26 protein-coding genes are annotated in these 22,377 nt (G+C 66.4%); 14 read left to right on the forward strand and 12 right to left on the reverse strand.

The features are described from left to right. Window positions 1-4: 4 nt before the first annotated feature. From ACFOOQ_RS08360 to ACFOOQ_RS08375, 4 genes are all read right to left on the reverse strand, one after another. Window positions 5-712 carry a type 1 glutamine amidotransferase domain-containing protein gene (locus tag ACFOOQ_RS08360; protein ID WP_379724329.1) on the reverse strand — a complete coding sequence of 236 codons (708 nt, stop codon included), beginning with the start codon at window positions 710-712 and terminating at the stop codon, window positions 5-7. Window positions 713-871: 159 nt separating this feature from the next. Beyond that, window positions 872-1,417: an arsenate reductase ArsC gene (locus ACFOOQ_RS08365; protein WP_379724332.1), complete on the reverse strand. Its 546-nt coding sequence runs from the start codon at window positions 1,415-1,417 to the stop codon at window positions 872-874. Between the two features lie 146 nt (window positions 1,418-1,563). Beyond that, entirely contained in the window at window positions 1,564-4,767 is a 3,204-nt protein-coding gene (locus ACFOOQ_RS08370; protein WP_379724335.1) for an efflux RND transporter permease subunit, read from the reverse strand. A gap of 73 nt (window positions 4,768-4,840) precedes the next feature. Further along, a complete protein-coding gene (locus ACFOOQ_RS08375) occupies window positions 4,841-6,061 on the reverse strand; it encodes an efflux RND transporter periplasmic adaptor subunit (protein ID WP_379724338.1) in 1,221 nt (406 codons plus the stop codon). Between the two features lie 453 nt (window positions 6,062-6,514). Here ACFOOQ_RS08375 and ACFOOQ_RS08380 point away from each other — a divergent pair, with 453 nt between their 5' ends. Beyond that, window positions 6,515-7,414 carry a DMT family transporter gene (locus ACFOOQ_RS08380; protein ID WP_379724341.1) on the forward strand — a complete coding sequence of 300 codons (900 nt, stop codon included), beginning with the start codon at window positions 6,515-6,517 and terminating at the stop codon, window positions 7,412-7,414. Between the two features lie 44 nt (window positions 7,415-7,458). On the opposite strand, the gene ACFOOQ_RS08385 is transcribed toward ACFOOQ_RS08380, so the two are convergent. The 4 genes from ACFOOQ_RS08385 to hemH form a co-directional block, all read right to left on the reverse strand. Next, window positions 7,459-7,647 carry a hypothetical protein gene (locus ACFOOQ_RS08385; RefSeq protein WP_379724344.1) on the reverse strand — a complete coding sequence of 63 codons (189 nt, stop codon included), beginning with the start codon at window positions 7,645-7,647 and terminating at the stop codon, window positions 7,459-7,461. Between the two features lie 48 nt (window positions 7,648-7,695). Continuing rightward, on the reverse strand, window positions 7,696-7,839 hold the full coding sequence (locus ACFOOQ_RS08390) for a hypothetical protein (protein ID WP_379724347.1): 144 nt from the start codon (window positions 7,837-7,839) through the stop codon (window positions 7,696-7,698). A 337-nt stretch (window positions 7,840-8,176) separates the two neighbouring features. Beyond that, window positions 8,177-8,617, reverse strand: a complete 441-nt coding sequence (hemJ, locus tag ACFOOQ_RS08395) for a protoporphyrinogen oxidase HemJ (RefSeq protein ID WP_379724350.1) — start codon at window positions 8,615-8,617, stop codon at window positions 8,177-8,179. A gap of 16 nt (window positions 8,618-8,633) precedes the next feature. Then, window positions 8,634-9,677 (reverse strand): ferrochelatase, encoded by a 1,044-nt coding sequence (gene hemH, locus ACFOOQ_RS08400; RefSeq protein ID WP_379724353.1) that lies wholly within the window; start codon window positions 9,675-9,677, stop codon window positions 8,634-8,636. 233 nt (window positions 9,678-9,910) lie between these two features. On the opposite strand from hemH, the gene ACFOOQ_RS08405 reads away from it, so the two are divergent. Continuing rightward, window positions 9,911-10,327: a hypothetical protein gene (locus tag ACFOOQ_RS08405; RefSeq protein ID WP_379724356.1), complete on the forward strand. Its 417-nt coding sequence runs from the start codon at window positions 9,911-9,913 to the stop codon at window positions 10,325-10,327. 160 nt (window positions 10,328-10,487) lie between these two features. Then, window positions 10,488-10,994, forward strand: coding sequence for an RcnB family protein (locus tag ACFOOQ_RS08410; protein WP_379724359.1), 507 nt, complete (start codon window positions 10,488-10,490; stop codon window positions 10,992-10,994). A gap of 5 nt (window positions 10,995-10,999) precedes the next feature. On the opposite strand, the gene hemE is transcribed toward ACFOOQ_RS08410, so the two are convergent. Next, window positions 11,000-12,073, reverse strand: a complete 1,074-nt coding sequence (gene hemE / locus ACFOOQ_RS08415; protein ID WP_379724362.1) for a uroporphyrinogen decarboxylase — start codon at window positions 12,071-12,073, stop codon at window positions 11,000-11,002. Between the two features lie 462 nt (window positions 12,074-12,535). Between hemE and ACFOOQ_RS08420 the strand changes: the two genes are divergently transcribed. From ACFOOQ_RS08420 to dnaQ, 7 genes are all read left to right on the forward strand, one after another. Continuing rightward, entirely contained in the window at window positions 12,536-13,426 is an 891-nt protein-coding gene (locus ACFOOQ_RS08420) for a pyruvate, water dikinase regulatory protein (RefSeq protein WP_379724365.1), read from the forward strand. A 10-nt stretch (window positions 13,427-13,436) separates the two neighbouring features. Then, window positions 13,437-14,042, forward strand: a complete 606-nt coding sequence (locus tag ACFOOQ_RS08425; RefSeq protein ID WP_379724368.1) for a Maf family protein — start codon at window positions 13,437-13,439, stop codon at window positions 14,040-14,042. Window positions 14,043-14,047: 5 nt separating this feature from the next. Next, window positions 14,048-14,902, forward strand: a complete 855-nt coding sequence (locus ACFOOQ_RS08430) for a shikimate dehydrogenase (protein WP_379725381.1) — start codon at window positions 14,048-14,050, stop codon at window positions 14,900-14,902. A 67-nt stretch (window positions 14,903-14,969) separates the two neighbouring features. Further along, on the forward strand, window positions 14,970-15,233 hold the full coding sequence (locus ACFOOQ_RS08435; RefSeq protein WP_379724371.1) for a type II toxin-antitoxin system Phd/YefM family antitoxin: 264 nt from the start codon (window positions 14,970-14,972) through the stop codon (window positions 15,231-15,233). Continuing rightward, complete coding sequence (locus tag ACFOOQ_RS08440) at window positions 15,230-15,607, forward strand: type II toxin-antitoxin system VapC family toxin (protein ID WP_379724373.1); 378 nt, start codon at window positions 15,230-15,232, stop codon at window positions 15,605-15,607. The genes ACFOOQ_RS08435 and ACFOOQ_RS08440 overlap by 4 nt, the downstream gene beginning before the upstream one ends. Window positions 15,608-15,618: 11 nt before the next feature. Then, window positions 15,619-16,251: a dephospho-CoA kinase gene (gene coaE / locus ACFOOQ_RS08445; RefSeq protein ID WP_379724376.1), complete on the forward strand. Its 633-nt coding sequence runs from the start codon at window positions 15,619-15,621 to the stop codon at window positions 16,249-16,251. Then, window positions 16,251-16,940, forward strand: a complete 690-nt coding sequence (gene dnaQ, locus ACFOOQ_RS08450; RefSeq protein WP_379724379.1) for a DNA polymerase III subunit epsilon — start codon at window positions 16,251-16,253, stop codon at window positions 16,938-16,940. The genes coaE and dnaQ overlap by 1 nt, the downstream gene beginning before the upstream one ends. 18 nt (window positions 16,941-16,958) lie before the next feature. Here dnaQ and ACFOOQ_RS08455 read toward each other — a convergent pair whose 3' ends face one another. Both ACFOOQ_RS08455 and secB read right to left on the reverse strand, forming a co-directional pair. Then, window positions 16,959-17,498 carry a PAS domain-containing protein gene (locus tag ACFOOQ_RS08455; protein WP_379724382.1) on the reverse strand — a complete coding sequence of 180 codons (540 nt, stop codon included), beginning with the start codon at window positions 17,496-17,498 and terminating at the stop codon, window positions 16,959-16,961. Window positions 17,499-17,511: 13 nt separating this feature from the next. Next, window positions 17,512-17,991: a protein-export chaperone SecB gene (gene secB, locus ACFOOQ_RS08460; protein WP_379724386.1), complete on the reverse strand. Its 480-nt coding sequence runs from the start codon at window positions 17,989-17,991 to the stop codon at window positions 17,512-17,514. Between the two features lie 219 nt (window positions 17,992-18,210). Here secB and ACFOOQ_RS08465 point away from each other — a divergent pair, with 219 nt between their 5' ends. The 4 genes from ACFOOQ_RS08465 (at window position 18,211) to ACFOOQ_RS08480 (ending at window position 21,720) form a co-directional block, all read left to right on the forward strand. Further along, entirely contained in the window at window positions 18,211-18,897 is a 687-nt protein-coding gene (locus ACFOOQ_RS08465; protein ID WP_379724389.1) for a Tim44/TimA family putative adaptor protein, read from the forward strand. Further along, window positions 18,897-20,108 (forward strand): murein transglycosylase A, encoded by a 1,212-nt coding sequence (gene mltA / locus ACFOOQ_RS08470; RefSeq protein WP_379724392.1) that lies wholly within the window; start codon window positions 18,897-18,899, stop codon window positions 20,106-20,108. The genes ACFOOQ_RS08465 and mltA overlap by 1 nt, the downstream gene beginning before the upstream one ends. A 120-nt stretch (window positions 20,109-20,228) precedes the next feature. Beyond that, window positions 20,229-20,789, forward strand: a complete 561-nt coding sequence (locus ACFOOQ_RS08475; RefSeq protein ID WP_379724395.1) for a TetR/AcrR family transcriptional regulator — start codon at window positions 20,229-20,231, stop codon at window positions 20,787-20,789. A 70-nt stretch (window positions 20,790-20,859) separates the two neighbouring features. Then, window positions 20,860-21,720, forward strand: a complete 861-nt coding sequence (locus ACFOOQ_RS08480; protein WP_379724398.1) for a DMT family transporter — start codon at window positions 20,860-20,862, stop codon at window positions 21,718-21,720. A gap of 4 nt (window positions 21,721-21,724) precedes the next feature. Here ACFOOQ_RS08480 and ACFOOQ_RS08485 read toward each other — a convergent pair whose 3' ends face one another. Continuing rightward, window positions 21,725-22,243 (reverse strand): PAS domain-containing protein, encoded by a 519-nt coding sequence (locus ACFOOQ_RS08485; RefSeq protein WP_379724401.1) that lies wholly within the window; start codon window positions 22,241-22,243, stop codon window positions 21,725-21,727. Between the last annotated feature and the right edge of the window lie 134 nt (window positions 22,244-22,377).

The following is a 22,377-nucleotide window of genomic DNA, read 5'->3' on the forward strand; positions in this document are numbered from 1 at the left end:
CGTCTTACTCGGCGGCCTTCAGCGCCGCCGGCTGCAACGCCTGCAGCACCGCCTGCGCCACCGCCTCCGACGAGGCCGGGTTCTGACCGGTCACCAGATTGCCGTCGGCAATCGCGTGCGGCTGGAAATCCGGCCCGGCGACAAAATCCGCAGCCAGGTCGCGCAGCCGGCTTTCCAGCAGGAAGGGCACGACCTCGTTCAGCCCGACCTTCTCTTCCTCGGCATCGGTAAACGCCGTCAGCCGCCGGCCGGCCACGATGGGTTTGCCGTCGCGGCCTTTCGCCGACACCAGCCCGGCCGGGCCGTGGCAGACGGCAGCGACAATGCGACCCTGCTCGAACAGGCTGGCGATCCGCACCGCCAGCGCCGCGCTCTGCGGCAGATCCCACATGGTGCCATGGCCGCCGGGCAGGAAGATCGCATCGACATCGGCGATATCGACATCGGCAATCGCCGGGGTCACCTGCACGGCTTCCATGGCGGCGCGGTCGGCGAGGAAGCGCCGCACCGTCTCGGGCTGCGGCTCGTCGCCATGCACGCTGCGCGGATCGAAGGGGATCGGCCCGCCCCTCACCGAAGCCAGGGTCAGCCGGCAGCCGGCGGCGGCAAAGGCCAGCCAGGGGGCCGCCAGCTCCTCGGCCCAGAGCCCGGTCAGATGGCCGTTATCCATGACATTGTGCGATGTGGCGACGACCAGGACATGCGCAGTCATGCGGAGCCTCCTGCTGGGGGTTCGTAAGCCGGTTTATGACCGATTTTTGAATGATTCCAGACTCTTGAGTCCGGTGGCGAGTCACAGATAGGAAGCCACCGGCGGGGTTTCAACGCCTCCACCGGAAAAGCGTTCCCTCCCCTGCTTCGTGGCCTGTTTTCAGGCGGCCCCGGACATCGGCCGCGCCGCCGCCGATCCCACCGCTGGCTGGCCGATATCGTCGAGCTGCTCCTGCAGGGTGAGGTCGGCGATGCTGTGGACTGGCAGGTTGATGAAAATGCCGATGCGGTTCGACAGGTGGCGATAGGCCTCGGCAAAGGCATAGCGGCGCTCGGCCTCGGTACCGGTGGCGGTCACCGGATCGGGCATCGACCAGTGGGCGGTCATCGGATGGCCGGGCCAGACCGGGCAGGTCTCGCCGGCCGCCTCGTCGCAGACGGTGAAGACGAAATCCATCACCGGCGCGCCGGGTTGCGCGAATTCGTCCCACGACTTCGACCGCAGCTCCTTCACCGAATGGCCGGTCGCCGCCAGCAGGTCGCGGGTATAGGGATGCACCTCGCCGCGCGGCCGGCTGCCGGCGCTGAAGGCGCGAAAGCGGCCGCGGTTGATGCTCAGGTTGTTCATGATCGCCTCGGCGATCAGGCTGCGCGCGGAATTGCCGCTGCAGATGAACAGCACGTTGTAGATGCGGGTGTCGGTCATGGTGCCCTGCCGGATGGTCGATCAGATTCTGGTTTTTCGCGGGCAGGCTAGCCCCGCTTGTTGACAGCCGCACGACAGAATCATGTCACAAAAAAAGCCGGCCCCGGATGAACGGGGCCGGCTGTCTTTTTGCTGTGTTGCGGCGCTTATTCGCCGGGCTGGCCCGGCAGACTCGGCGGCAGATGCGGCGCCGGTGTCGGATCCTCGACCGGCGGTCCGCGACGGCTGAGCTTGCGCAGCACCACGTAGAAGACCGGAGTGAGGAACAGGCCGATCAGGGTGACGCCGATCATGCCCGAGAACACCGCGGTGCCCAGCGCGCGCCGCATCTCGGCGCCGGCGCCGGTGGAGACCACCAGCGGCAGCACGCCGAGAATGAAGGCGAAGGCGGTCATCAGGATCGGTCGCAGGCGCAGGCGGCAGGCCTCGATCACGGCGTCCACCATGTCCCTGCCCTCCGCCTCGATCTGGCGGGCGAATTCGACGATCAGGATCGCGTTTTTCGCCGCCAGGCCGATCAGCACGACAAGGCCGATCTGCACCAGGATGTTGTTGTCGATGCCCGATGCCCAGACGCCGCCCAGCGCGAACAGCATCGAGATCGGCACGATCAGCATGATCGCCATCGGCAGCACCCAGCTTTCATACTGGGCCGACAGCGCCAGGAAGACGAACACGATCGACAGCGCGAAGATATACAGCGCGGTGTTGCCGGTCAGGCGCTCCTGCAGGGCGATTTCCGTCCATTCGAAGCCCTGGCCCGGTTCCAGGGTGTTCCTGGCCAGGCCCTCCATGGCATCGAGCGACTGGCCGGTCGACACGCCCGGCGGCGTGTTGCCCTGCAGCGGTACCGACACATACATGTTGTAGCGCTGCACCAGGTCCGGGCCGGCCGTCTCGCGGATCTGCACCAGGCTGCCCAGCGGTACCAGCGCGCCGGTGGCCGACTGCACCTTCAGCTGCAGGATATCCTCCTTGTTCAGGCGGTCCTTGGCATCGGCCTGGGCACGCACCTGGAAGACGCGGCCAAAGGCGTTGAAGTCGTTCACATAGGCCGAGCCGAGATTGACCTGCAGCACGCTGAAGATGTTGCTGATCGGCACGTTCAGCTTTTCGGCCTTGGTGCGGTCGATGTTCAGGAAGATCTGCGGCGAGGCAGCCGAGAAGGTGGTGAACACGCCCGTCACGCCCGGTGTCTGCTGCGCCTTGCCCATCATCTGGTAGGCGGCGGCGAGCAGCGGACGCACGTCGTCGCTGTTGCGGTTCTGCAGCATCATCTTGAAGCCGCCGCCATTGCCGATGCCCGGCACCGAGGGCGGCGGCACGGCGATCACGAAGGCTTCCTCGATGGATTGCAGCCGGCCGATCATCTGGCCGATGATGGCGGTGGCGGTCTCGCCCTTGGCCAGCCGTTCCTCGAACGGCTTGAAGGTGGTGAACATCACGCCGGAATTGCTCGAGTTGGTGAAGGTCGAGCCGTCGAAGCCCGGAATCGCCACCACATGGGCGACGCCCGGGATGCTTTGCGCGATCCTGGTCGCCTTCTGCACCACCTGGTCGGTGCGGTCGAGCGTGGCGCCGTCCGGCAGCTTCATCACCACGATGGCGTAGCCGCGGTCGAGCGGCGGGATGAAGCCCTTCGGCATGGCGCCGAAGATCCACACCGTCGCGGCAACCAGCAGGGCGTAGAAGCCGAGCATGAAAAAGCGCCGCCGCACCACGCCGCCGACCGACCGGGCATAGCCGCCGCTGAGGCGGTCGAAGCCGGTGTTGAAGATGTCGGCGCCGCGCTGGACAACGCGGAACAGGACGAAGCGCGGCTTGTGATGCTCGCCCTTCTCATGTCGCTTCAGCAGGATGGCACCCAGCGCCGGCGACAGGGTCAGCGAGTTGAAGGCCGAGATGATCGTCGCCACCGCGATGGTCAGCGCGAACTGCTTGTAGAACTGGCCGGTGATGCCGGGAATGAAGGCAGTCGGGATGAACACCGCCGAGAGGACCACGGCGATGGCGACGACGGCACGGCCGACCTCGTCCATCGTTTCGTGCGCCGCATCCCGTGGCGACATGCCCAAGGCTATGTTGCGTTCGATGTTCTCCACCACCACGATGGCGTCGTCGACGACGATACCGATGGCAAGCACCAGGCCGAACAGGGTCAGCACATTCAGGTTGAAGCCGAAGGCCGACATCACGAAGAAGGTGCCGATCAGCGAAACCGGGATGGCGAGGATCGGGATCACCGCCGCGCGCCAGTTCTGCAGGAAGATCAGCACGACGAGGGCGACGAGGATGATCGCCTCGACCAGGGTCTTGTACACCTCGTGCAGCGATTCCGAGATGAACTCGGTCGGATTGTAGATGATGGTGTATTCGAGGCCCGGCGGGAAATCCTTCTTCAGCTCCTCCATCTTGGCCATCACCTGCTCGGAGGTCTCGAGCGCGTTGGTGCCCGGACGCTGGAACACGCCCATCGCCACCGCGGTCTGGCCGTCGAGATAGCTGCGGCTGTTGTAGTCCTTGCCGCCGAGCTCGACGCGGGCGACATCCTCCAGCCGCACCAGGCGGCCGTCGGTGCCGGACTTGACGATCACGTTGCGGAACTGGCGCGGATCGGCGCCGAAGCGGCCCTGCGTGGTGACGATGGCCTGCAGCGGGGTATCCACCGGCGCCGGCTGGCTGCCCAGCGTGCCGCCCGAGACCTGGATATTCTGTGCCTGCAGCGCGGCCACCACGTCGGAGGCGGCGAGGCCGTAGGACGACAGTCGCGCCGGATCGAGCCAGATGCGCATGGCGTATTCGCTGCCGCCGAAGACGGTGACGTTGCCGACGCCATCGAGCCGCAGCAGCTGCTCGCGGATGCGCAGGTTCATGTAGTTGGCGATATACAGCTCGCTGTAGCGCTTGTCGGGCGACAGCAGGTGCACGACCATCAGGAAGTCACCGGCCTGCTTGGTGGTGGTGATGCCCTGGCGGCGCACTTCCTCGGGCAGTCGCGGCTCGGCGATGGCGACGCGGTTCTGCACCTGCACCTGGGCGGTGTCGAGGTTGGTGCCCGGCTTGAAGGTGACGGTGAGCTGCATGATGCCGTTGGCCGTCGAATAGGACGACATGTACAGCATGTTCTCGACGCCGTTGATTTCCTGCTCGATCGGCGTCGCCACCGTGCGCGCCACGGTCTCGGCATCGGCGCCCGGATAGTTGGTGGTGACGTTGATCTGCGGCGGCGCGATCTCGGGATATTCGCTGACCGGCAGCTGGAAGAAGGCGATGATGCCGATGATCACGATCACGATCGACACCACGGAGGCGAAGATCGGCCGGTCGACGAAGAAATGTCCGAATTTCATGACTGTGCCCCCTGCGGCATAAGCTGATGCGGCGACGGTTTAGGCAACCGCCGCCGCCGGGTCGCTGGTGCGTTTACTGCTTTTTCGGCTCGGCCGGCTTCTGGCCCTGCTGCTGGGCGGCCAGAGCCATCAGGCCCGGCCATTCCGGCGGCAGCGTGATCATCTGCGGCGTGACGTGGCCGCCGGCCAGACGCACGCGCTGCAGGCCGTTGATCACCACGGTCTCGTCGCCCTTCAGGCCGGTGCGGATGATGCGGTAGCGGTCGGTGCGCGAACCCAGCGTCACCGGGCGCTGCTGCGCCACGCCGTCGGCGCCGACGACATAGACGTAGCGGCGGTCGAGATCAGCGAGGATCGCCTCGTCGGGCACCAGCACGGCCTGGTATTCCGGGCTGCCCGGCACGGCGATGCGGCCGAACAGGCCCGGCGTCAGGAACAGGTCCTTGTTGGGCAGCACGGCGCGCAGGCGCATGGTGCCGGTGGCGGCATCGAGCCGGTTGTCGCTGAAGTCGAGCTTGCCCTTGTGCAGGAAGTCGTCCTCGTCGGTCAGCTCAACGCCAATGTCGAGCGACTTGCCGTCGAGGCTGCTGCTGCCGCCGGACTTCATCGCCAGGCGCTGGTAAGACAGATACGACCGCTCGTCGATGTCGAAATAGAAATAGATCGGGTCGAGCTGCACGATGGTGGTCAGCAGCGTGCTGTTCTCGTTCACCAGGTTGCCCTCGGTGACCAGCTTGCGCGAGATGCGCCCCGAGATCGGTGCGCGGATGTCGGTATAGGCCAGATTGAGACGCGCGGTCTCGATCGCAGCACGAGCGCCGGCGATATCGGCCTGGGCCTGCTCGAAGGCCTGGCGCTTCTGCTCGAGGTCACGCTCGGCGGCAGCGCCGGTCCGGGTCAGCCGCGTGTAGCGCTCGTAATCCGACTTGGCGAAATTATACTGGGTCTGCAGCGCGCCGAGGCTGGCCTGCGCCTGGTTGAGCGCCGCCTGGTAGGGCCGCGGATCGATCACGAAAAGCGGGTCGCCCTTCTTGACGATGGCGCCATCGGTGAACAGCACGCTTTCCAGATAGCCGTTGACGCGGGCGCGGATATCCACCGCAGCCACGGCATCGAAACGGCCGGTATATTCATCCATCTCGACAATCGGCTTGACCAGCGGCTTGGCGACGGTCACCGGCGGCGGGCCGCCCTGCGCCCGGGCCGCAGGGGCCTGGGCCATGGTGGCGGCCGTCAGTGTCAGCAGTGCAACGGCGGCGGTACGGCCGGTGCGGAACACGGAACTCAAAGACATTGGATAAACCCCCGCTGTTTTTTGCATGCGCGAAGAAGTAAATGCGCAGGACGGTATCGACAAGCTAAAGACGTGTGACTGACAACACGAAACCCTGACCTTGCGGCAATGCGGATCGCGCCACGCACGGCCAGCCGATAACTGCCTGTTTGATCTGCTTGTGCCGGGTGGCCGCCTCCCGGGTCCCGGACAAGTCTGGTGCCGGCGGAATCTAGTGCAGGTAACTTTCTTGCGCCTTAAAAATATTGTCCGGCGACATTCGTGAAAAAGGGCGTCGCACCAAAATTCCGCGCCTGCGGCAGATATCACAAGGCTGAATTGGTACACAACGGGAACATACTCCTAGCACCGGGGCTCAGGACAAGTCTTTTGTCCTGTCCGGCCGGTGTTCCGGATGCTATGAGGCGAAAACCGTCCCGCCTGCCGGAATCCACCAGAAATGATCCAGCGCCCATGATTCAACGTAATGCCCTCGATCGCACCGCTGTCGTCATCCTGCTGCTGTGCTGTGCCTGCTGGGGTCTCAGCCAGATCGCCATCAAGATCGCCAATGCCGGCATCAGCCCGGTGCTGCAGGCCGGCCTGCGTTCGATCGGCGCGGCCGTGCTGCTGCTGGCCTGGTGCCGGATGCACCGCATTCCGCTGTTCGGCCGCGACGGCACGCTGTGGTGGGGCATCGCCGCCGGGCTGCTGTTCGCGCTGGAATTCCTGCTGGTCTACTGGGGGCTCAGCTACACGACGGCCTCGCGCGGCGTGGTCTTCGTCTATACCTCGCCCTTCGTGGTGGCGCTCGGCGCCCATGCCTTTGTCGCAAACGACCGGCTGACGCGGCTGCGGCTGCTGGGGCTCTGCGCCGCCTTTGCCGGGCTGCTGCTGGCCTTCGCCGACAGCCTGCGGCTGCCGTCGCGCATCGAACTGGTGGGGGATGTGATGTGTTTCGCCGGCGCCATCGCCTGGGGCGCCACCACGGTGCTGATCAAGGCCTCGCCGCTGGCGCGCTGCCGGCCCGAGAAGACGCTGTTCTACCAGCTTGGAGTTTCCGCCATCGTGCTGCCGGCGGCGGCGCGGCTGCTGTTCGGCGAGCCATTCGCCCTGGTGCCGACCGCGCCGGTGCTGCTGGCGCTCGGCTACCAGATCGTGCTGGTCGCCTTTGTCAGCTATGCCACCTGGTTCTGGCTGGTGGCGCATTATCCGGCCTCGCGCCTGTCGGCCTTCTCGTTTCTCACGCCGGTGTTCGGCGTCGTCTTCGGTGCGCTGCTGCTGCAGGAGACGGTGACGCCGCTGCTGATCGCGGCGGTGGCGCTGATCTGCGCCGGCATTTATCTGGTCAACCGTCCGGCCCGGCAGGCCTAGGCGCCGCCGGGCCGGCAGGTACAGCCTGGCTTATGCAGCCATGTTTACGCTGCTTGGGCGATGTCGGAAAAGCTTTTCAGGAACAGCTTGGCATCGCCGGGTTCGACGAAGTCGACCACCATCTGGCTGCCATCGGAATCGACCGCGGCCTTGCCGGCAGAGAAATTCTGCAGATGCAGGCGGATCGAAATGCGGGTGTCTTCCGACATCGGTTCACGGACAAAAATACGCATGGGACGATGATCTCCTTATGTTGGGTGGACGGATCGCCGCGGGCTGCCTCAGACGGCTTCGTCCGCGGTGTCCGTCGCCGTATCGTCGGGGGCGATGCGTTCGCCGACCGGCAGCGGGCCGCTGCCGTAGACATTGACCATATCGTCGGTCTCGGCAGGCGATGTCTCGGTCTTCCGGGGGGTCTGCGACATGGTCGTCTCCTTGGCAAAAGGGTCGGCAACGGCATCGCCGGTGCGGCGATGCGACGAACCGCCGCTTCAACGGCGGCGGCATGAACAGCCTGGACTCAGAGCAGATGCGCACTGGGCGGATGGGCCACTGGGCGGATAGGCACTGGGCTGCTGGCGACAGGACCGGTTGATCCGGTCTCAGGTGCATTGCCGGGACAAACATCCGCTGCAAAAAGCCAGGGTGGCGGGCAGCAGAACCGGCGATGCGGGCCGCGGGCGGGAAGAACCGCAGGCGGCACTGCGCCTGATATAGCGGATCAGGCCGCGAAAAGACAGGAAAAACTGATTTCCTGTTGTATCAGAAGGGCTTGAGGACGACGAGGAGAACGATGCCGATCATCAGCACGGTCGGCACCTCGTTGACATAGCGATAGAAGCGCTGGCTGTGGATGTTGCGGTCCTCGGCAAAGGCACGGCGCCAGCGCGACAGCAGCGCATGGGTGATCTGCATCAGGATCACCAGCGTCAGTTTGCCATGCAGCCAGCCCTGGCTCCACCAGTTGCCCTCGATGGCGATGCAGATGCCGAAAATCCAGGTGGCGATCATCGCCGGATTGATGATGCCGCGCAGCAGACGGCGCTCCATCACCTTCAGGGTTTCGGACAGCTCCGATCCCGGTGCGGCAGCGGCGTGATAGACATACAGCCGCGGCAGATACAGCATGCCCGCCATCCAGCCGATGACGGAAATGATGTGCAGGGCCTTCAGCAGATCGTAGGGCAGCCAGTCAGGAAACATGCCGCTGTCTTAACCCCTAGCCGGCACAGGCGCAACGGCGCCAGGCATTGCCGCAGGGTCGCGGGCCGCTGCCGCAGCGCGGTTTACCGTCGAAGGCCCCGGCATGCTTCACCAGCCGCGCCAGCCCGCTGATGAATTCCGGCGCGCTGCCCACCGTGGGCACGCGGATATAGGCGGCGGCACCATTGTGCTGCGCCAGTTCGGCATATTCGATGTCGAGTTCGACCAGGGTCTCGGAATGCTCCGACACGAAGGCCACCGGCACCACGACGATGCGGCAGCCGTCGAGCGCGGCCTGGGCGATCTCGGCGTCGGTCCCCGGACCGATCCATTCCAGCGGCCCGACCCGGCTCTGAAAGCAGATGCGGCTGTCGATCTCGGGCCGGCCGAGCAGCCGCAGCATGGCGGCGACGCTGCGTTCGACCTGCATCTGATACGGGTCGCCGTCGGTCACCACCTTCTTCGGCAGGCCATGGGCCGAGAAGAGAATGCGGATCGGTGCGGTGGCCGGGCCCTGCGTTTCCGCCTGTGCCAGCGCCGCGCGCAGCAGGTCGACCTGCGCGGCGACGAAACCGCCCTCGTCGGCATAACAGCCGATCGCCGCGGTCGGCAGGTTCATGCCGGCCTTGGCTGCGGCGCGGTGCCAGTCGGTCAGCGACGATCCCGTGGTGGTGGTCGAGAACTGCGGATAGAGCGGCAGCAGCACGATGCGCTCCGCCCCCCAGTCGCGCACGGCTTTCGCCGTTTCATCGGCAAAGGGATGCCAGTAGCGCATGGCGATGAACACGCGGTAATCGTCGGACCCGAGCGCCACCTTCAAGGCGGCCGCCTGCGCCTCGGTCTGCGGCAGGATCGGCGAACGGCCGCCCATCTTGTCGTAGATGCCGGCGGCTACCGGCGCGCGGCGCGACGAAATCAGTTTCGCCACCAGCCAGCGCAGCGGGTTGGGCAGGCGGATGATCGCCGGGTCGCTGAACAGGTTGAACAGGAAAGGTTCCACGGCCTGCGGGCTGTCGGGCCCTCCGAGGTTGAACAGGATGACGGCGGTTTTATGGGGCATCGCCGCTCAATGTAAAGCACGGGCAGGACAGGGCAATACATGGAGGATCAGGGAAATCTTCCGGGATCGTCCGTGCCCTGCCGGGTTGGACGATCCCGTGCCCGGACTGACCTCGATCAAATGCAGACGCGGACAATCGTGCAGTAATGAAAATATCGGCGGGATTCTATCCGTCGGGACTGCATCCGATCCATACGGCATTCGAGATGTGTTCCCCAAAACAGGAGGTCGAGATGACCAGATACGCATTACCGTTCGCCTGCCTCGCCCTGATGTTACTGGCGGCACCGATTCCGCCTGCCGCCGCCAATGATGCCCCCATCCAGCTGGCCCAAGGTGGCGGCGGTGGCGGCGGTAGTGGTGGTGGCATGGGCCGTGGCGGTCAGGGTATGGGCCAGGGCACCGGTCGTGGTGCGACGACGACCGACGACAGCCAGATCTATGGCCGCCAGCTGATGACCCAGGAAGAGATGAATCGCTACCGCCAGCGGATGCGCAACGCCAAGACCACCCAGGAACGCGAGCAGATCCGGACCGAAAACCACAAGCAGATGCAGGAGCGTGCCCAGCAGCGCGGCATCACCCTGCCCGACGAACCGCCGGCCAATCGGGGCTCCGGCAGCATGCGAGGCTCCGGCCAAAATCAGTAACCACGCCATACAGCCAATTTGTCGTATTGGACACCAGGGTTTTAAACCCTGGTGGTTTTTTATTGATCCCGGGTATCGGGGCCGGCCGCCGGAAATTTGCCGTAATTGCACGCACACTGGAGCCACCACGCGCTGCGTGTGCCCAACTGACGAGGCCCAGATGACCAGCACCCGCCCCTTCGCCTCCGCTCTTGCCTTCACTATCGCCCTGTCCGTCGCCCTGCCGGCTTTCGCCGATCCACCGCCTGGCAAGGGCCGTGGCCACGAGGATTACCGCCGCGACGAGCATCGCGAATCGCACGAGCGTGGTCCGGAGCATGACCCCGATCGCGGCTCCTCGGTCAACATCAACATCGAATTCCATGACAACGATCGTGTCGCCGTGCGCGACTATTACGCCGATCTCGGCCGCCATGGCCATTGCCCGCCGGGCCTCGCCAAAAAGCACGACCGCTGCATGCCGCCGGGTCAGGCGAAGCGCTGGGAAATCGGCCGGCCGCTGCCGCGCGATGTCGTCTATTACAACCTGCCGCCCGAGCTGGTGATGCATCTCAGCCCGCCGCCGGCCGGCTACCGCTATGTGCGGGTATCCTCCGACATTCTGATGATCGCCGCCGGCACCGGCCTGGTGGCGGCCGCGATCCAGGATCTGGCCTACATCCAATAGACCGTTCAGGCGCTGACGGCGGATCCCTTCACCAGTCGCACCAGGTCCTCGACATGACGCACCGGGGTTTCCGGCACGATGCCATGGCCGAGATTGAAGATGTGGTTGCGACCCTGGAAGCTCTGCAGCAGGCGATGCACGCCATCGGCCATGGCCTGGCCGCCGACCACCAGCAGGCGCGGATCGAGATTGCCCTGCACCACCGTCTTCGGCCACAGCCGGTCGCGCGCCCAACCGAGCGGCACGGTGTAGTCGAGGCCGAGCGCGTCGGCGCCGGTGGCCGCCGCATAGCCATCCAGCAGCACGCCGGCGCCACGCGGAAAGGCGATCACCGGCACACCCGGGTATTTCTCTTTCACCGCCGCGATGATCCGCCGCACCGGCTCGAGGCAGAATCGGCGGAATTCGGCTTCGGGCAGGACGCCGGCCCAGGTGTCGAACAGCTGGACGACTTCGGCGCCGGCCTCGATCTGGCGGCCCAGATAGGCCACGGTCGCCTCGACCAGGATGTCGATCAGGCGGCTCAAGGCCTCCGGGTTGCCGAAGGCCCAGGTCTTGGCGGCGGCATGATCGGTCGACCCGCGCCCTTCCAGCATGTAGGTCGCCACCGTCCAGGGCGCCCCGGCAAAGCCAATCAGGGTACAGTCCGGCGGCAGGGCAGCCTTGATGAGCGCCACGGCCTCGTAGACCGGCCCCAGGCGCCCGTGGATGCCCTGCGGGTTCAGCCTGGTCAGTTCGGCGGCGCCGCGGATCGCATCCAGCACCGGCCCTTCGTTTTCCTTGAACGCCAGCCCCTGGCCCAGCGCCTGCGGAATGAGCAGGATATCGGCGAACAGGATGGCGGCGTCGAAGCCGAAGCGGCGGATCGGCTGCAGGGTGACCTCGGCAGCCAGCTCCGGCGTATAGCACAGGTCGAGGAAGCTGCCGGCCTTGGCCCGCAGTTCGCGGTATTCCGGCAGATAGCGGCCGGCCTGACGCATCAGCCAGAGCGGCGGTCGTTCGGAAGGCAGCCCGGCAAGGGTGCGCAGCAAAGGTTTGACGGGAATCGGACTGCTCGGGATCTGACTGCTCTGGGCCAAGGATCTTCTGCCTGGATTCTCTGCTGGAGGCCCTGCCTGCGGAGATTTCCGCGGCTCAGGCCCTGGGCGGGTCTGCACTCTTATCCCTTCCCTATAATATTTAATTCTAAAGAGATGTAGTGGTGGATGTGCGGTGTGAGTCGGGGATAAGCGGTTTTGCCCCGGTCGTCCGGCAGTATGTCCCGGCATCCCCCGGATTATCCGCAAGGGCCGTCTTGCCGGGATAAATGGCATCAAACCGTCGCCGGACCGCCACGGACCGCGCCCCGGAATCATGGGGATAACGGGGATGATCCGCCGCCGGCGCCGCCGTGCACGCTATCCACAGGCGACCGGTAAATTTGATCCTCCGGTGACAGGCTGGTTGCATGAAAGACAGCTTGCGGGCATGAAATTGGCGGTCCTGGGGACAAAGTGCCGCTTGTCCCCTTTATCCACGGAATTCACCGCACCTGCAGGTTCATGCCGAAGACCGCCCGGCCGCATATCCACCTGGTTTCCGATGCCACCGGCGAGACGCTGAAGTCGATCGCCACGGCAGCCCTGGTGCAGTTTCGCAAGTCCCACGACGAGGTCGAGGTGCATACCTGGGCGCTGGTCCGCACGCCGCTGCAGATGGAGCGCGTGGTCGAGGCAATCGCCGCCATGGGCGGCCTGGTGCTGTTCACCGTGGTCGACCTCGAACTGCGCGAGATCCTGGTGCGGCGCTGCGCCAAGGCCAAGCTGCAGATCGTGCCGGTGCTCGACCCGATCATGCATGCCTTCGGCAAGTATCTCGGCGAAAAGGCGCAGAACCTGCCCGGCCGTCAGCACGAGCTCGATGCCGAATATTTCTACCGCATCGACGCGATGCATTTCACCATCGCCCATGACGACGGCCAGCATCTGTCGGATATCGACAAGGCCGATATCGTGCTGGTCGGCGTGTCGCGCACCTCGAAGACGCCGACCTCGATCTATCTGGCCAACCGCGGCTACAAGACGGCGAATATCCCGATCGTGCCGGGCCTGCCGGTGCCCGAGGAACTGCATCACCTGAGCAACCCGCTGGTGGTCGGCCTGACCGCCTCGCCCGACCGGCTGATCTCGGTGCGGCGCAATCGCCTGATCGCCATGAATGAATCGGTCGAGACCGAATATGTCGATGCCGAGCGGGTGCGCGAGGAACTCAACATCGCCCGCAAGCTGTGCAGCCGCCATGGCTGGCCGATCATCGACGTCACCCGGCGCTCCATCGAGGAAACCGCGGCGGCGATCCTCAATCACTACGCGCGGCGCGAGGAACAGCACCGCCAGCAGGAACTCGGGCTGGCGCCGCCGCACGATGCGTCCGGGGCGGACGACGAGCCATGAGCCTGATCCCATGAGTCTGATTCTTGCTTCGGCCAGTACGGCCCGGGCCGCCATGCTGCGCCAGGCCGGCCTTGATTTCAGCATTGTACCGGCCCGCGTCGACGAGACCGAGATCAAGCGCGGCCTGCAGGCGGAAGGCGCCAGCGTGCGCGAGGCCGCCGAGGCGCTGGCCGAACTGAAGGCGCTGCGCGGCACGCCGCCCGCAGGTGGGCTAGGCGACGACAGCTTCGTGATCGGCGCCGACCAGATGCTGGCCTGCGACGGCCGCTGGTACGACAAGCCCGCCGATCTGGCCGAGGCGCGCGCGCAGTTGCTTTCCTTACGCGGCAAGACCCACGAGTTGGTCTCCGCCGTGGTGCTGATGCGCAACGGCAGCGCGATCTGGCGCCATGCCGAGACCGCGAAGCTGACCATGCGCGACTTCAGCGACGGTTTCCTCGACGCCTATCTGGCCCAGGCCGGCGACGCCGTGTTGCAGTCGGTCGGCTGCTACCAGCTCGAAGGCCTCGGCGTGCAGCTGTTCAGCCGCATCCAGGGCGACTTCTTCACCATCCTCGGCCTGCCGCTGCTGCCCCTGCTCGACATGCTGCGCAACCACCAGCTCGTCCGCACATGACCCGCATGGAGCATGGTGGCGACGAGATCATCCCGCGGGCTGCCGTGATCGGCTGGCCGGTGGCGCATTCGCGCTCGCCGAAACTGCACGGCTTCTGGCTGCAGCAGCATGGCATCATCGGCCGCTATGACCGCATCCCGGTGCCGCCCGAGGAGCTGGGCGACTTCCTCGCGGCGCTGCCGAAGGAGCCGGGCTTCCGGGGCGTCAATGTGACCGTGCCGCACAAGCTGGCGGTGCTGCCCTATCTGGCCGGGATCGACCCCGTCGCGCGGCGCATCGGCGCGGTCAACACCATCGTCGTGCAGCCCGATGGCAGCCTGACGGGCAGCAATACCGACGCCTTCGGCTTTCTCGAGAACCTGGCTGCGGGAGCTCCGGCCGGCTGGACCGCGGCGGCGGCGCCCGCCGTGGTGCTTGGCGCCGGCGGTGGTGCCCGGGCGGTGCTGGCCGCCCTGCTCGATGCCGGGGCGCCGGAGATTCGCCTCGTCAACCGCAGCGCCGGCAAGGCGGCCGACCTGGCGGCCGAATTCGACCCCCGGCGCATCCGGCCGGTCGGCTGGGACGACCGCGCCGATGCGCTCGGCGGCGCCGGGCTGCTGGTCAACACCACCAGCCTCGGCATGGCCGGCCAGCCGCCACTCGACCTTGCCCTCGACGACCTGCCGGCTTCGGCGCTGGTCAACGATATCGTCTATGCCCCGCTCGAGACCGACCTGCTGGCCCGCGCGGCCGCCCGCGGCAACCCGGTGGTGGATGGTCTCGGCATGCTGCTGCACCAGGGCCGGCCGGGCTTTGCGGCCTGGTTCGGGGTGGCGCCGGCGGTGACCCCGGCACTGCGGGCGGCGGTGCTGGCAGAGTGATCTTGCCAAACTTAGCTAACCTAGCTAGACTAAGCACGCATACTTAGCTTAGCTAAGGTATAAGCCCATGACAATCCAGGTTAATATCCACGAGGCGAAAACCAGCCTGTCGAAGCTGATCGACGCTGTGAAGCGCGGCGAGGAGGTCATCATCGCCCGCGCCGGCAAGCCGGAGGTGCGCTTGGTGCCGGCAGAACCGGCGGAAAAGCCGAAACGGGAGTTCGGCCTGCTGAAAGGCAAGATCTGGTTCGCGCCGGACTACGATCAGGCGGACGCCGAGATCGAGCGGGATTTCTATGCCAGCCCGTTGTTTCCGGATGACAAAGCGTGAGGCTGCTGCTCGACACCAATGCCTTTCTCTGGGCGCTGGACGATCTGGACCGGCTGCTGCCCGATGCCCGGACGGCTCTGCGGTCCAGCGACAACGACCTGTTTGTCAGCATGGCGAGCCTGTGGGAAATCGCCATCAAGGTCGGCACCGGAAAACTGACGGCCGGGCTGGACTGGGAAAGTTACCTGCCCCGGATGGGGGCGACACTGCTCGGGATTGAACCGGCCCACGCCCGCGCCGTTGCCGATCTGCCGCTGCTGCACCGCGATCCCTTCGACCGCATGCTGGTCGCCCAGGCCCGCATCGAGGATCTGATCCTGGTGACCCACGACCGGCAGCTGGCCGATTACGACATCACGGTGCTGCCCGCATGATGCCCGCTCGCATGATGCCCGCTCGTATGATGAAGGTGGCGCTGACCGGCTCGATCGGCATGGGCAAGTCCACGGTGGGCAGGATGCTGACGGCACGGGGCATTGCGCTGTTCGATGCCGACGCCGCCGTGCATGCGCTCTATGCCCCGGGCGGCGCCGCGGTCGAACCCCTGCGGGCCGCTTTCCCGGAGGCGGTCGGCGCGGCCGGCGTCGACCGTGCCATCCTGTCGAAACTGGTGCTCGGCGACGGCGATGCGATCCGCCGGCTCGAGGCCATCGTGCATCCGCTGGTCGGCCAGGTGCGGCAGGCCTTCCTCGAGGATGCGGCGGCGCGCGGCGATGCCTTTGTCGTGCTCGACATCCCGCTGCTGTTCGAGGGGCGCAACCGCGCCGGCTATGACGCCGTTATCGTGGTCAGCGCGCCGGCCGAGGCCCAGCGCGCCCGCGTGCTGGCGCGGCCGGGCATGACGGCCGAGAAATTCGAGGCCATTCTGGCCCGCCAGGTGCCGGACGAGATCAAGCGCGCCGGCGCCGACTATGTGATCGACACCGGCCTGCCGCTGGCCGAAACCGAAGCCCGGGTGCAGGCGGTGGTCGATGACCTCGCCCGCCAGGCCGCAGAGATGAACGGAAAGGCCCGCTGATGCGCGAGATCGTGCTGGATACCGAAACCACCGGCTTCGATCCGCAGACCGGCGACCGCATCGTCGAGATCGGTTGCATCGAGCTGGTCAACCACATCGCCACCGGCCGGCATTACCACGTCTACATCAATCCCGAACGCACGATGCCGGAAGACGCCTTCAAGGTGCATGGCCTGTCCGACGACTTCCTCAAGGACAAGCCGGTCTTCGCCAGTGTCGCCGCGGAGTTCGTCGCCTTCGTCGGCGAGGACCCGCTGGTGATCCACAATGCCGCCTTCGATATGGGTTTCCTGAATGCCGAACTGGCGCGGATCGAGGGCATGCCGCATCTCGCCATGGAGCGCGCCATCGACACCGTGCGCATGGCGCGGCAGAAATTCCCCGGTGCCCAGGCCAGCCTCGATGCGCTGTGCAAGCGCTTCAATATCGACAATTCGGCGCGCACCAAGCATGGCGCGCTGCTCGATGCCGAGCTGCTGGCCGAGGTCTATCTCGAACTGATCGGTGGTCGTCAGCAGGGCCTCGGCCTGGCCGGGCTCGATGGTGACGGCCGCACGGTGGTCGCCCTGCAGGCGCCGCGCGGGCCGGCGCGGCCGCCGCGGCCGCATGCCGCCAGCGCGGCGGAAACCGCCGCCCATGCGGCCTTTGTCGCCAAACTGAAGGATGCGCTCTGGCTGAAGAGCGAGTAGGGCGCGGCCGAGACCGTCCTAGGCGCGGTCTTCCACGTCGGCGCAGCAGAACACCATGTCGACAATGTCACCGTCGCTCGACAGCGGCAGCAGCAGGGTGCCGCGCTCCTGCACCGGGCGGCTGCCGAATGAGCCGTCGCCGCGCTCCGGGCCGGTCTTGATGCGATAGTCGTAGACGAAACGCCGGCCCTCGATGACGATGCGGTAATTCAGCATCACCTCGCCCTCGAAGACACCCTCGTTATGGCCGATGTAATGGCCGCTGACCGGCAGGCCGGTCGGATCATGGCCGCGGATCGCCACCTGTTTGGTGCCGACCAGGCGATAGCGCAGGAAGGGCGGGTCCGGCAGCACCTCGGTCAGCACCAGATAGGGCAGCAGGTCGGGGATCTCGGCCGGGTCGATGTCGCGGCGCGACGGCATCGGCCGGTCGCCGCGCTTGGCGGTCCAGTAGTCCCAGGCACGCCGGATGCGCGGCGAGCACTGATCGAGAAAATCGAGGGTCAGCAGCCGCGGATGAGACGATCTGGCGATCGCGTCATCCAGCGGGATGCTCATGTCAGGGCCGGGGTCAGGCCAGGTTCTGCTGCGCGGCCTCGACTTCCTTGCTGCGCTGGTACTGGGCGAGGAAGTCGATCGGGTCGAGCATCAGCGGCGGCATGCCGCCGTCGCGGGTGGTGTCGGCGACGATGCGGCGGGCAAACGGGAACAGCAGCCGCGGCGCCTCGACCAGCAGCAGCGGCTCGATATGCTCCTGCGGCACGTTGGCGATGGCGAACAGGCCGGCATAATAGAGGTCGACCACGAAAGCGGTCTCCTCGCCATGCTTGGCCTCGCACATGATGCGCAAGGTCACTTCGTACAGATCATCGCTGACCCGCTCGGCCTGGGTGCCGACATTGACCGAGATCTGCGGGGCGCCAGGCATGCTGAAGCTGCGCGGGGCCATCGGATGCTCGAAGGAGAGGTCCTTGGTATACTGGGCGTTGAGGCCGAACCGCGGCGCGGTATCCGGATTGAACCCTTCGGGCGGCATGGTGCTGTCGGTCATGACCGGCGGTCTTTCGCTATCTGGTACAGGGCGATCCGTCCCTAGCATGCTTTCGCGGCGGGCGACAAGCCGCCTCCCGGGTTACCGGCGAGGCGGCCGCGATGACGCCTTGCAATGGTTGCAATCGCCCTTATCTGACTGGTATTCCGCCATCGCCCCGGCTGGACCCGGCCGGGACGAGGCGTTACACTGAATATTCAGTCACAACAGGCATTTCCAATGGGTGACGGCGGCTTCCAGTTTCTCGATATCATCCTGCTCGGCGCGGTTGCGGGCTTTATCGTGCTGCGCCTGCGGTCGGTGCTCGGCCAGCGCACCGGTCACGAACAGCAGCGCCGCCGCCGCTTCGGCGGCGGGCCCGAGGCCGAGAGCGGCGAAACGGCCGACGAGAACAAGGTGATCACCCTGCCGCGCCGCGACCAGCCGGCCGCGCCCAGCGGCGATGCGAAGATCGACCGCATCACCAGCGTCGACCCCCGGTTCGATCCGGCCGAATTCGTCGCCGGCGCCACGGCGGCCTACGAGATGATCGTCACGGCGTTCGCCGCCGGCGACAAGGATACGCTGCGGCCGCTGCTGTCGCGCGAGGTGTTCACCGATTTCGCCGGCGCCATCGATGAACGCGCCAAGCGCGGCGAGATCATGGAAACCAAGGTGGTTGGCATGCGCGGCGCCGAGATCACCGAAACCCAGGTCAACGGTCGCATCGCCGAGGTGACGGTCAGCTTTCGTAGCGAGCTGATGACCGCGATCCGCGACGCCCATGACCATGTGGTCGGCGGCCATGCCAACAAGGTCGAGGAGGTCACCGATGTGTGGACCTTCGCCCGCGACACCGGTTCGCGCGATCCGAACTGGACCCTGATCGCCACCTCCGCCCCCGCCGCGCCGACCACACCGGTATAATGGTGCCGCCGCTGCTGCGCCGGTTCGGCGCCGTTGTCCTGCTGGCGCTGCTCGCCGCCTGCGCCGAGGCGCCGAAGCCCCCGACCCTATCGTTCCAGCCGGCCAGCTTCGCCGGCCTGCCCGGCTGGCAGGCCGATGCGACCGCGGCCGTGCTGCCGGCACTGGCGCGCTCCTGCACGAAGCTGATGGCGCGGCCGGCCGATCGCGGGCTCGACGGCTTCGCGCAGTATGGCACGCCGGACGACTGGCGGCCCTTCTGCACCGCGCTCGGCACCCTGCGGCCGGGCGACGACGCAGCCTTGCGCGCCTTGGTCGAGGCACAGCTGCAGCCGATGGCGGTGCTCGGCGACGGCAGCGTCCAGGGGCTGTTCACGGGCTATTACGAACCGCTGGTGCACGGCAGCCGCAAGCGCCATGGCGCCTACCAGATTCCGCTGTATCGCCAGCCGCCGGATCTGGTGCAGGTCGATCTCGGCGAATTCCGCGACAGCCTGAAAGGCCAGCGCATCGCCGGCCGGGTGCGCGGCGGCCGGCTGAAACCCTATGACGACCGCAGCGGCATCGAGGCCGGTGCGCTGGAGGGCCGCAATCTCGAATTGGTCTGGCTCGACGATGCAGCCGATGCCTTCTTCCTGCAGGTGCAGGGCTCAGGCCTCGTGCAGCTCGACGACGGCGGCCAGATGCGGGTCGGCTTTTCGGCGCAGAACGGGCATCCTTACGTCGCCATCGGCCGCGTGCTGATCGCGCGCGGCGAGATGACGCGCGACCAGGTTTCGCTGCAGACCATCCGGGCCTGGCTGGCGGCGCATCCGGCGGAAGCACCGGCACTGCTGCGCGAGAATCCCTCCTACGTGTTTTTCCGCGAACTGCCCAAGCCGAAGGACGACAGCGATGGTCCGCCCGGCGCCGAGGGCGTGGCTTTGCTGCCCGGCCGCAGCCTTGCCGTCGACCGCAAGCATTTTGCGCTGGGCGTTCCGCTGTGGCTCGACACCACGCGGCCGGCGCTGCAGGCCGGCGCGGCCGATACGCCGTTGCAGCGCCTGATGGTGGCGCAGGATACCGGCGGCGCGATCACCGGCGGCGTGCGCGGCGATGTCTTCTGGGGCCATGGCGCCGCGGCCGAGGCGCTCGCCGGCCGCATGAAACAACCGGGCCGGCTGTGGCTGCTGCTGCCGAAGGCCGTGGCGTCGAAGCTGACGGCACTCTCCTGATTCCGCCGGAAATGACCCCAAAAGGGCGGCTTGTGATTTAAAGACCAATCGGTCTAATATATCGCCATGAACCGCCAGACCGCAGAGCCGTTACCCCGGGGCCGTCCGCGAAGCTTCGACATGGATACCGCCGTCGAACGTGCGATGGGAGTGTTCTGGTCGCGCGGCTATCACGCCACGGCGCTGCCGGACCTGCTGCAGGCAACGAAGCTGTCGCGCGGCAGCCTTTACGCCGCGTTCGGCGACAAGCATGCGCTCTTCCTGCTTGCGCTCGATCGCTACATTGCCGATGCCGTGGCGCGGATGGATCTCGAACTTGCTGCCCGGAGAGAACCGGTCGAGGGCCTGCGGGCCTATCTTGCCGGCTATGTCGACCGCACCAGCGGCGCCCGTGGCCGGCGCGGCTGCCTGCTGGTGGCCACGGCCATGGAACTGGCCGGCCGTGATGCCGAGGTCGATCTTCGCATCGGGCGCTTTTTCAAGACCATGGGGGCCAGGGTGGCGGATGCCCTGTCCCGCGCGCAGGCGGCGGGCCGGCTGGCCGATGATGTCGAGCCTGCAATGGCCGCCCGCATTCTCGTCTGTTTCGTCGAGGGACTGCGCGTGACCGGCAAAACCGGGCCGGCCCGGACCACGGCGCAAGCCACTGCCGACGCGCTTCTCGACCGCTTCATCATCTAGACACGCCTATGGACGCCTGTCCCGTCAGCGCGCCCATATCTGGACCAAACAGTCTTTAAAGGGAGTTGCCATGTCTGTCCTCCAGATTCTCTGCGCGGTGGCCGTCCCCTTGCTCTGGGGCTATCAGTTCGTGGCCATCAAGGTGGGCGTTCAGCAGTTTCCGCCGCTCTTCTTCCTCGCATTGCGCTTCCTGGCCATCGCACTGCTGCTGGTTCCGTTCGTCAGGCGGCCCGCACGGCAACAGTTCGGCGCTGTCGCAGCCATTTCGGTTTTCCTAGGCGGACTGAACTTCGGGCTTTTCTATGTCGGCCTCGGGCTCGGTTCGGGCAGCATGTCGGCGATCGCCTATCAGCTCGCCACGCCCTTCACCATCCTTCTGGCTTGGCCGCTGCTCGCAGAAAAGCCGTCCCTGACCACGTCCATCGGCGTGGTGATTGCGTTCGCCGGCGTGGCCGCACTGGCAGCGGGGCCACGCCTGACGGCAAACGCGCTGCCGCTGCTGCTGGTGGTCGGGGCTGCCTTCGCGTTCGCGATGTCCAACATCCTGACCAAACGCCACGGTCCGTTCGATCCTTTGATGTTGATGGGCTGGTCGTCGCTGCTGACGGTGCCGCAGGTCGTGTTGATGTCGCTGCTGCTTGAGCATGGACAGCTGGCGAGCCTTGGCACGGCGGATCAATGGGGCTGGCTGGCGCTCGCCTATACGGTTTTCATCGGCGGAATCCTGGGCTTCGGCCTGTGGTTCTGGCTGATCGCCCGCTGCTCCATGGGGCGCATCGCACCCTTCGGCCTGCTGCTTCCGGTCTTCGCCGTAATGGCGAGCGTGCTGTTCCTCGGCGATCCCGTGACGGCGAAACTGGCTCTTGGTGGCCTGCTCGCGATCTCCGGCGTCGCCATCACACAGGTGAGGCCGAAGGCCCGGCCGATGTGAGACTTTACGGGTCCGTGTCCTGGCCGCCGGCGAAGGCGCCGGCACCGAAAATGCAGTCGATGCTGGTGCCGTCGGATGCCAGCGGCGCATGCAGGCCCTCATAATGCATCCAGCTATGGCTCTCCATCCAGGTCACCTGGCCGCGATTGATCACCGGTGCGCGGCGACGCACCACCGCGGCATAGAGCCGGTTGAACTCGGCCGCCACCGCCGGCGGGAAGATGTCGTCGATGATGCGGCCAACCTTGCCGGCACCGTAGACCTCGACATGGGCCTCGCCGAGCAGGCGGATGCGGAAGCGCCCGTCCGGCAGCACGTCGATCAGGTAGATGTTCGGCAGCAGGCCGCGCAGCTCCAGCGGATCGAGATCGGCGCGTCCGGGCAGCCGGTCGCCGGGCCCGCATTTCGACTGCCAGTAGGCCAGCAGGCTCTGCAGCACCGGGGCCTGCGGCATGTCGGAAGCGGCGCTGCCGGTCTCGCGGAAACGCAGGCTGGCGGCGGCCGGCAAGGCATTCTCGCTCATGGCGTCTCACTCATGGCCGCGAGTCTGGGCTGCCGGCGGAATCCCGACAAGAAAAACTTATGTCCTGTTCCATTACCGGCTATGATTCCACCGGCCCGGGCCGCCATGCTATGCTGTTTCCGGTGTTTCACTGT

The organism is Ferrovibrio xuzhouensis (assembly GCF_042648965.1).
In the GTDB taxonomy this organism is placed as follows: domain Bacteria; phylum Pseudomonadota; class Alphaproteobacteria; order Ferrovibrionales; family Ferrovibrionaceae; genus Ferrovibrio; species Ferrovibrio xuzhouensis.

What these genes read in the sequence shown, in the direction of transcription:
- ACFOOQ_RS08360 (WP_379724329.1), bottom strand. Translation starts at nt 712, where the DNA reads ATGACTGCGCATGTCCTGGTCGTCGCCACATCGCACAATGTCATGGAT.
- ACFOOQ_RS08370 (WP_379724335.1), bottom strand. Translation starts at nt 4,767, where the DNA reads ATGAAATTCGGACATTTCTTCGTCGACCGGCCGATCTTCGCCTCCGTG.
- ACFOOQ_RS08435 (WP_379724371.1), top strand. Translation starts at nt 14,970, where the DNA reads ATGACAATCCAGGTTAATATCCACGAGGCGAAAACCAGCCTGTCGAAG.
- ACFOOQ_RS08455 (WP_379724382.1), bottom strand. Translation starts at nt 17,498, where the DNA reads ATGAGCATCCCGCTGGATGACGCGATCGCCAGATCGTCTCATCCGCGG.
- hemJ (WP_379724350.1), bottom strand. Translation starts at nt 8,617, where the DNA reads ATGTTTCCTGACTGGCTGCCCTACGATCTGCTGAAGGCCCTGCACATC.
- ACFOOQ_RS08465 (WP_379724389.1), top strand. Translation starts at nt 18,211, where the DNA reads ATGGGTGACGGCGGCTTCCAGTTTCTCGATATCATCCTGCTCGGCGCG.
- coaE (WP_379724376.1), top strand. Translation starts at nt 15,619, where the DNA reads ATGATGCCCGCTCGTATGATGAAGGTGGCGCTGACCGGCTCGATCGGC.
- ACFOOQ_RS08365 (WP_379724332.1), bottom strand. Translation starts at nt 1,417, where the DNA reads ATGACCGACACCCGCATCTACAACGTGCTGTTCATCTGCAGCGGCAAT.
- ACFOOQ_RS08385 (WP_379724344.1), bottom strand. Translation starts at nt 7,647, where the DNA reads ATGCGTATTTTTGTCCGTGAACCGATGTCGGAAGACACCCGCATTTCG.
- hemH (WP_379724353.1), bottom strand. Translation starts at nt 9,677, where the DNA reads ATGCCCCATAAAACCGCCGTCATCCTGTTCAACCTCGGAGGGCCCGAC.
- ACFOOQ_RS08380 (WP_379724341.1), top strand. Translation starts at nt 6,515, where the DNA reads ATGATTCAACGTAATGCCCTCGATCGCACCGCTGTCGTCATCCTGCTG.
- mltA (WP_379724392.1), top strand. Translation starts at nt 18,897, where the DNA reads ATGGTGCCGCCGCTGCTGCGCCGGTTCGGCGCCGTTGTCCTGCTGGCG.
- ACFOOQ_RS08375 (WP_379724338.1), bottom strand. Translation starts at nt 6,061, where the DNA reads ATGTCTTTGAGTTCCGTGTTCCGCACCGGCCGTACCGCCGCCGTTGCA.
- ACFOOQ_RS08405 (WP_379724356.1), top strand. Translation starts at nt 9,911, where the DNA reads ATGACCAGATACGCATTACCGTTCGCCTGCCTCGCCCTGATGTTACTG.
- ACFOOQ_RS08410 (WP_379724359.1), top strand. Translation starts at nt 10,488, where the DNA reads ATGACCAGCACCCGCCCCTTCGCCTCCGCTCTTGCCTTCACTATCGCC.
- ACFOOQ_RS08485 (WP_379724401.1), bottom strand. Translation starts at nt 22,243, where the DNA reads ATGAGCGAGAATGCCTTGCCGGCCGCCGCCAGCCTGCGTTTCCGCGAG.
- ACFOOQ_RS08480 (WP_379724398.1), top strand. Translation starts at nt 20,860, where the DNA reads ATGTCTGTCCTCCAGATTCTCTGCGCGGTGGCCGTCCCCTTGCTCTGG.
- ACFOOQ_RS08475 (WP_379724395.1), top strand. Translation starts at nt 20,229, where the DNA reads ATGGATACCGCCGTCGAACGTGCGATGGGAGTGTTCTGGTCGCGCGGC.
- dnaQ (WP_379724379.1), top strand. Translation starts at nt 16,251, where the DNA reads ATGCGCGAGATCGTGCTGGATACCGAAACCACCGGCTTCGATCCGCAG.
- ACFOOQ_RS08390 (WP_379724347.1), bottom strand. Translation starts at nt 7,839, where the DNA reads ATGTCGCAGACCCCCCGGAAGACCGAGACATCGCCTGCCGAGACCGAC.
- ACFOOQ_RS08430 (WP_379725381.1), top strand. Translation starts at nt 14,048, where the DNA reads ATGGAGCATGGTGGCGACGAGATCATCCCGCGGGCTGCCGTGATCGGC.
- ACFOOQ_RS08420 (WP_379724365.1), top strand. Translation starts at nt 12,536, where the DNA reads ATGCCGAAGACCGCCCGGCCGCATATCCACCTGGTTTCCGATGCCACC.
- ACFOOQ_RS08425 (WP_379724368.1), top strand. Translation starts at nt 13,437, where the DNA reads ATGAGTCTGATTCTTGCTTCGGCCAGTACGGCCCGGGCCGCCATGCTG.
- secB (WP_379724386.1), bottom strand. Translation starts at nt 17,991, where the DNA reads ATGACCGACAGCACCATGCCGCCCGAAGGGTTCAATCCGGATACCGCG.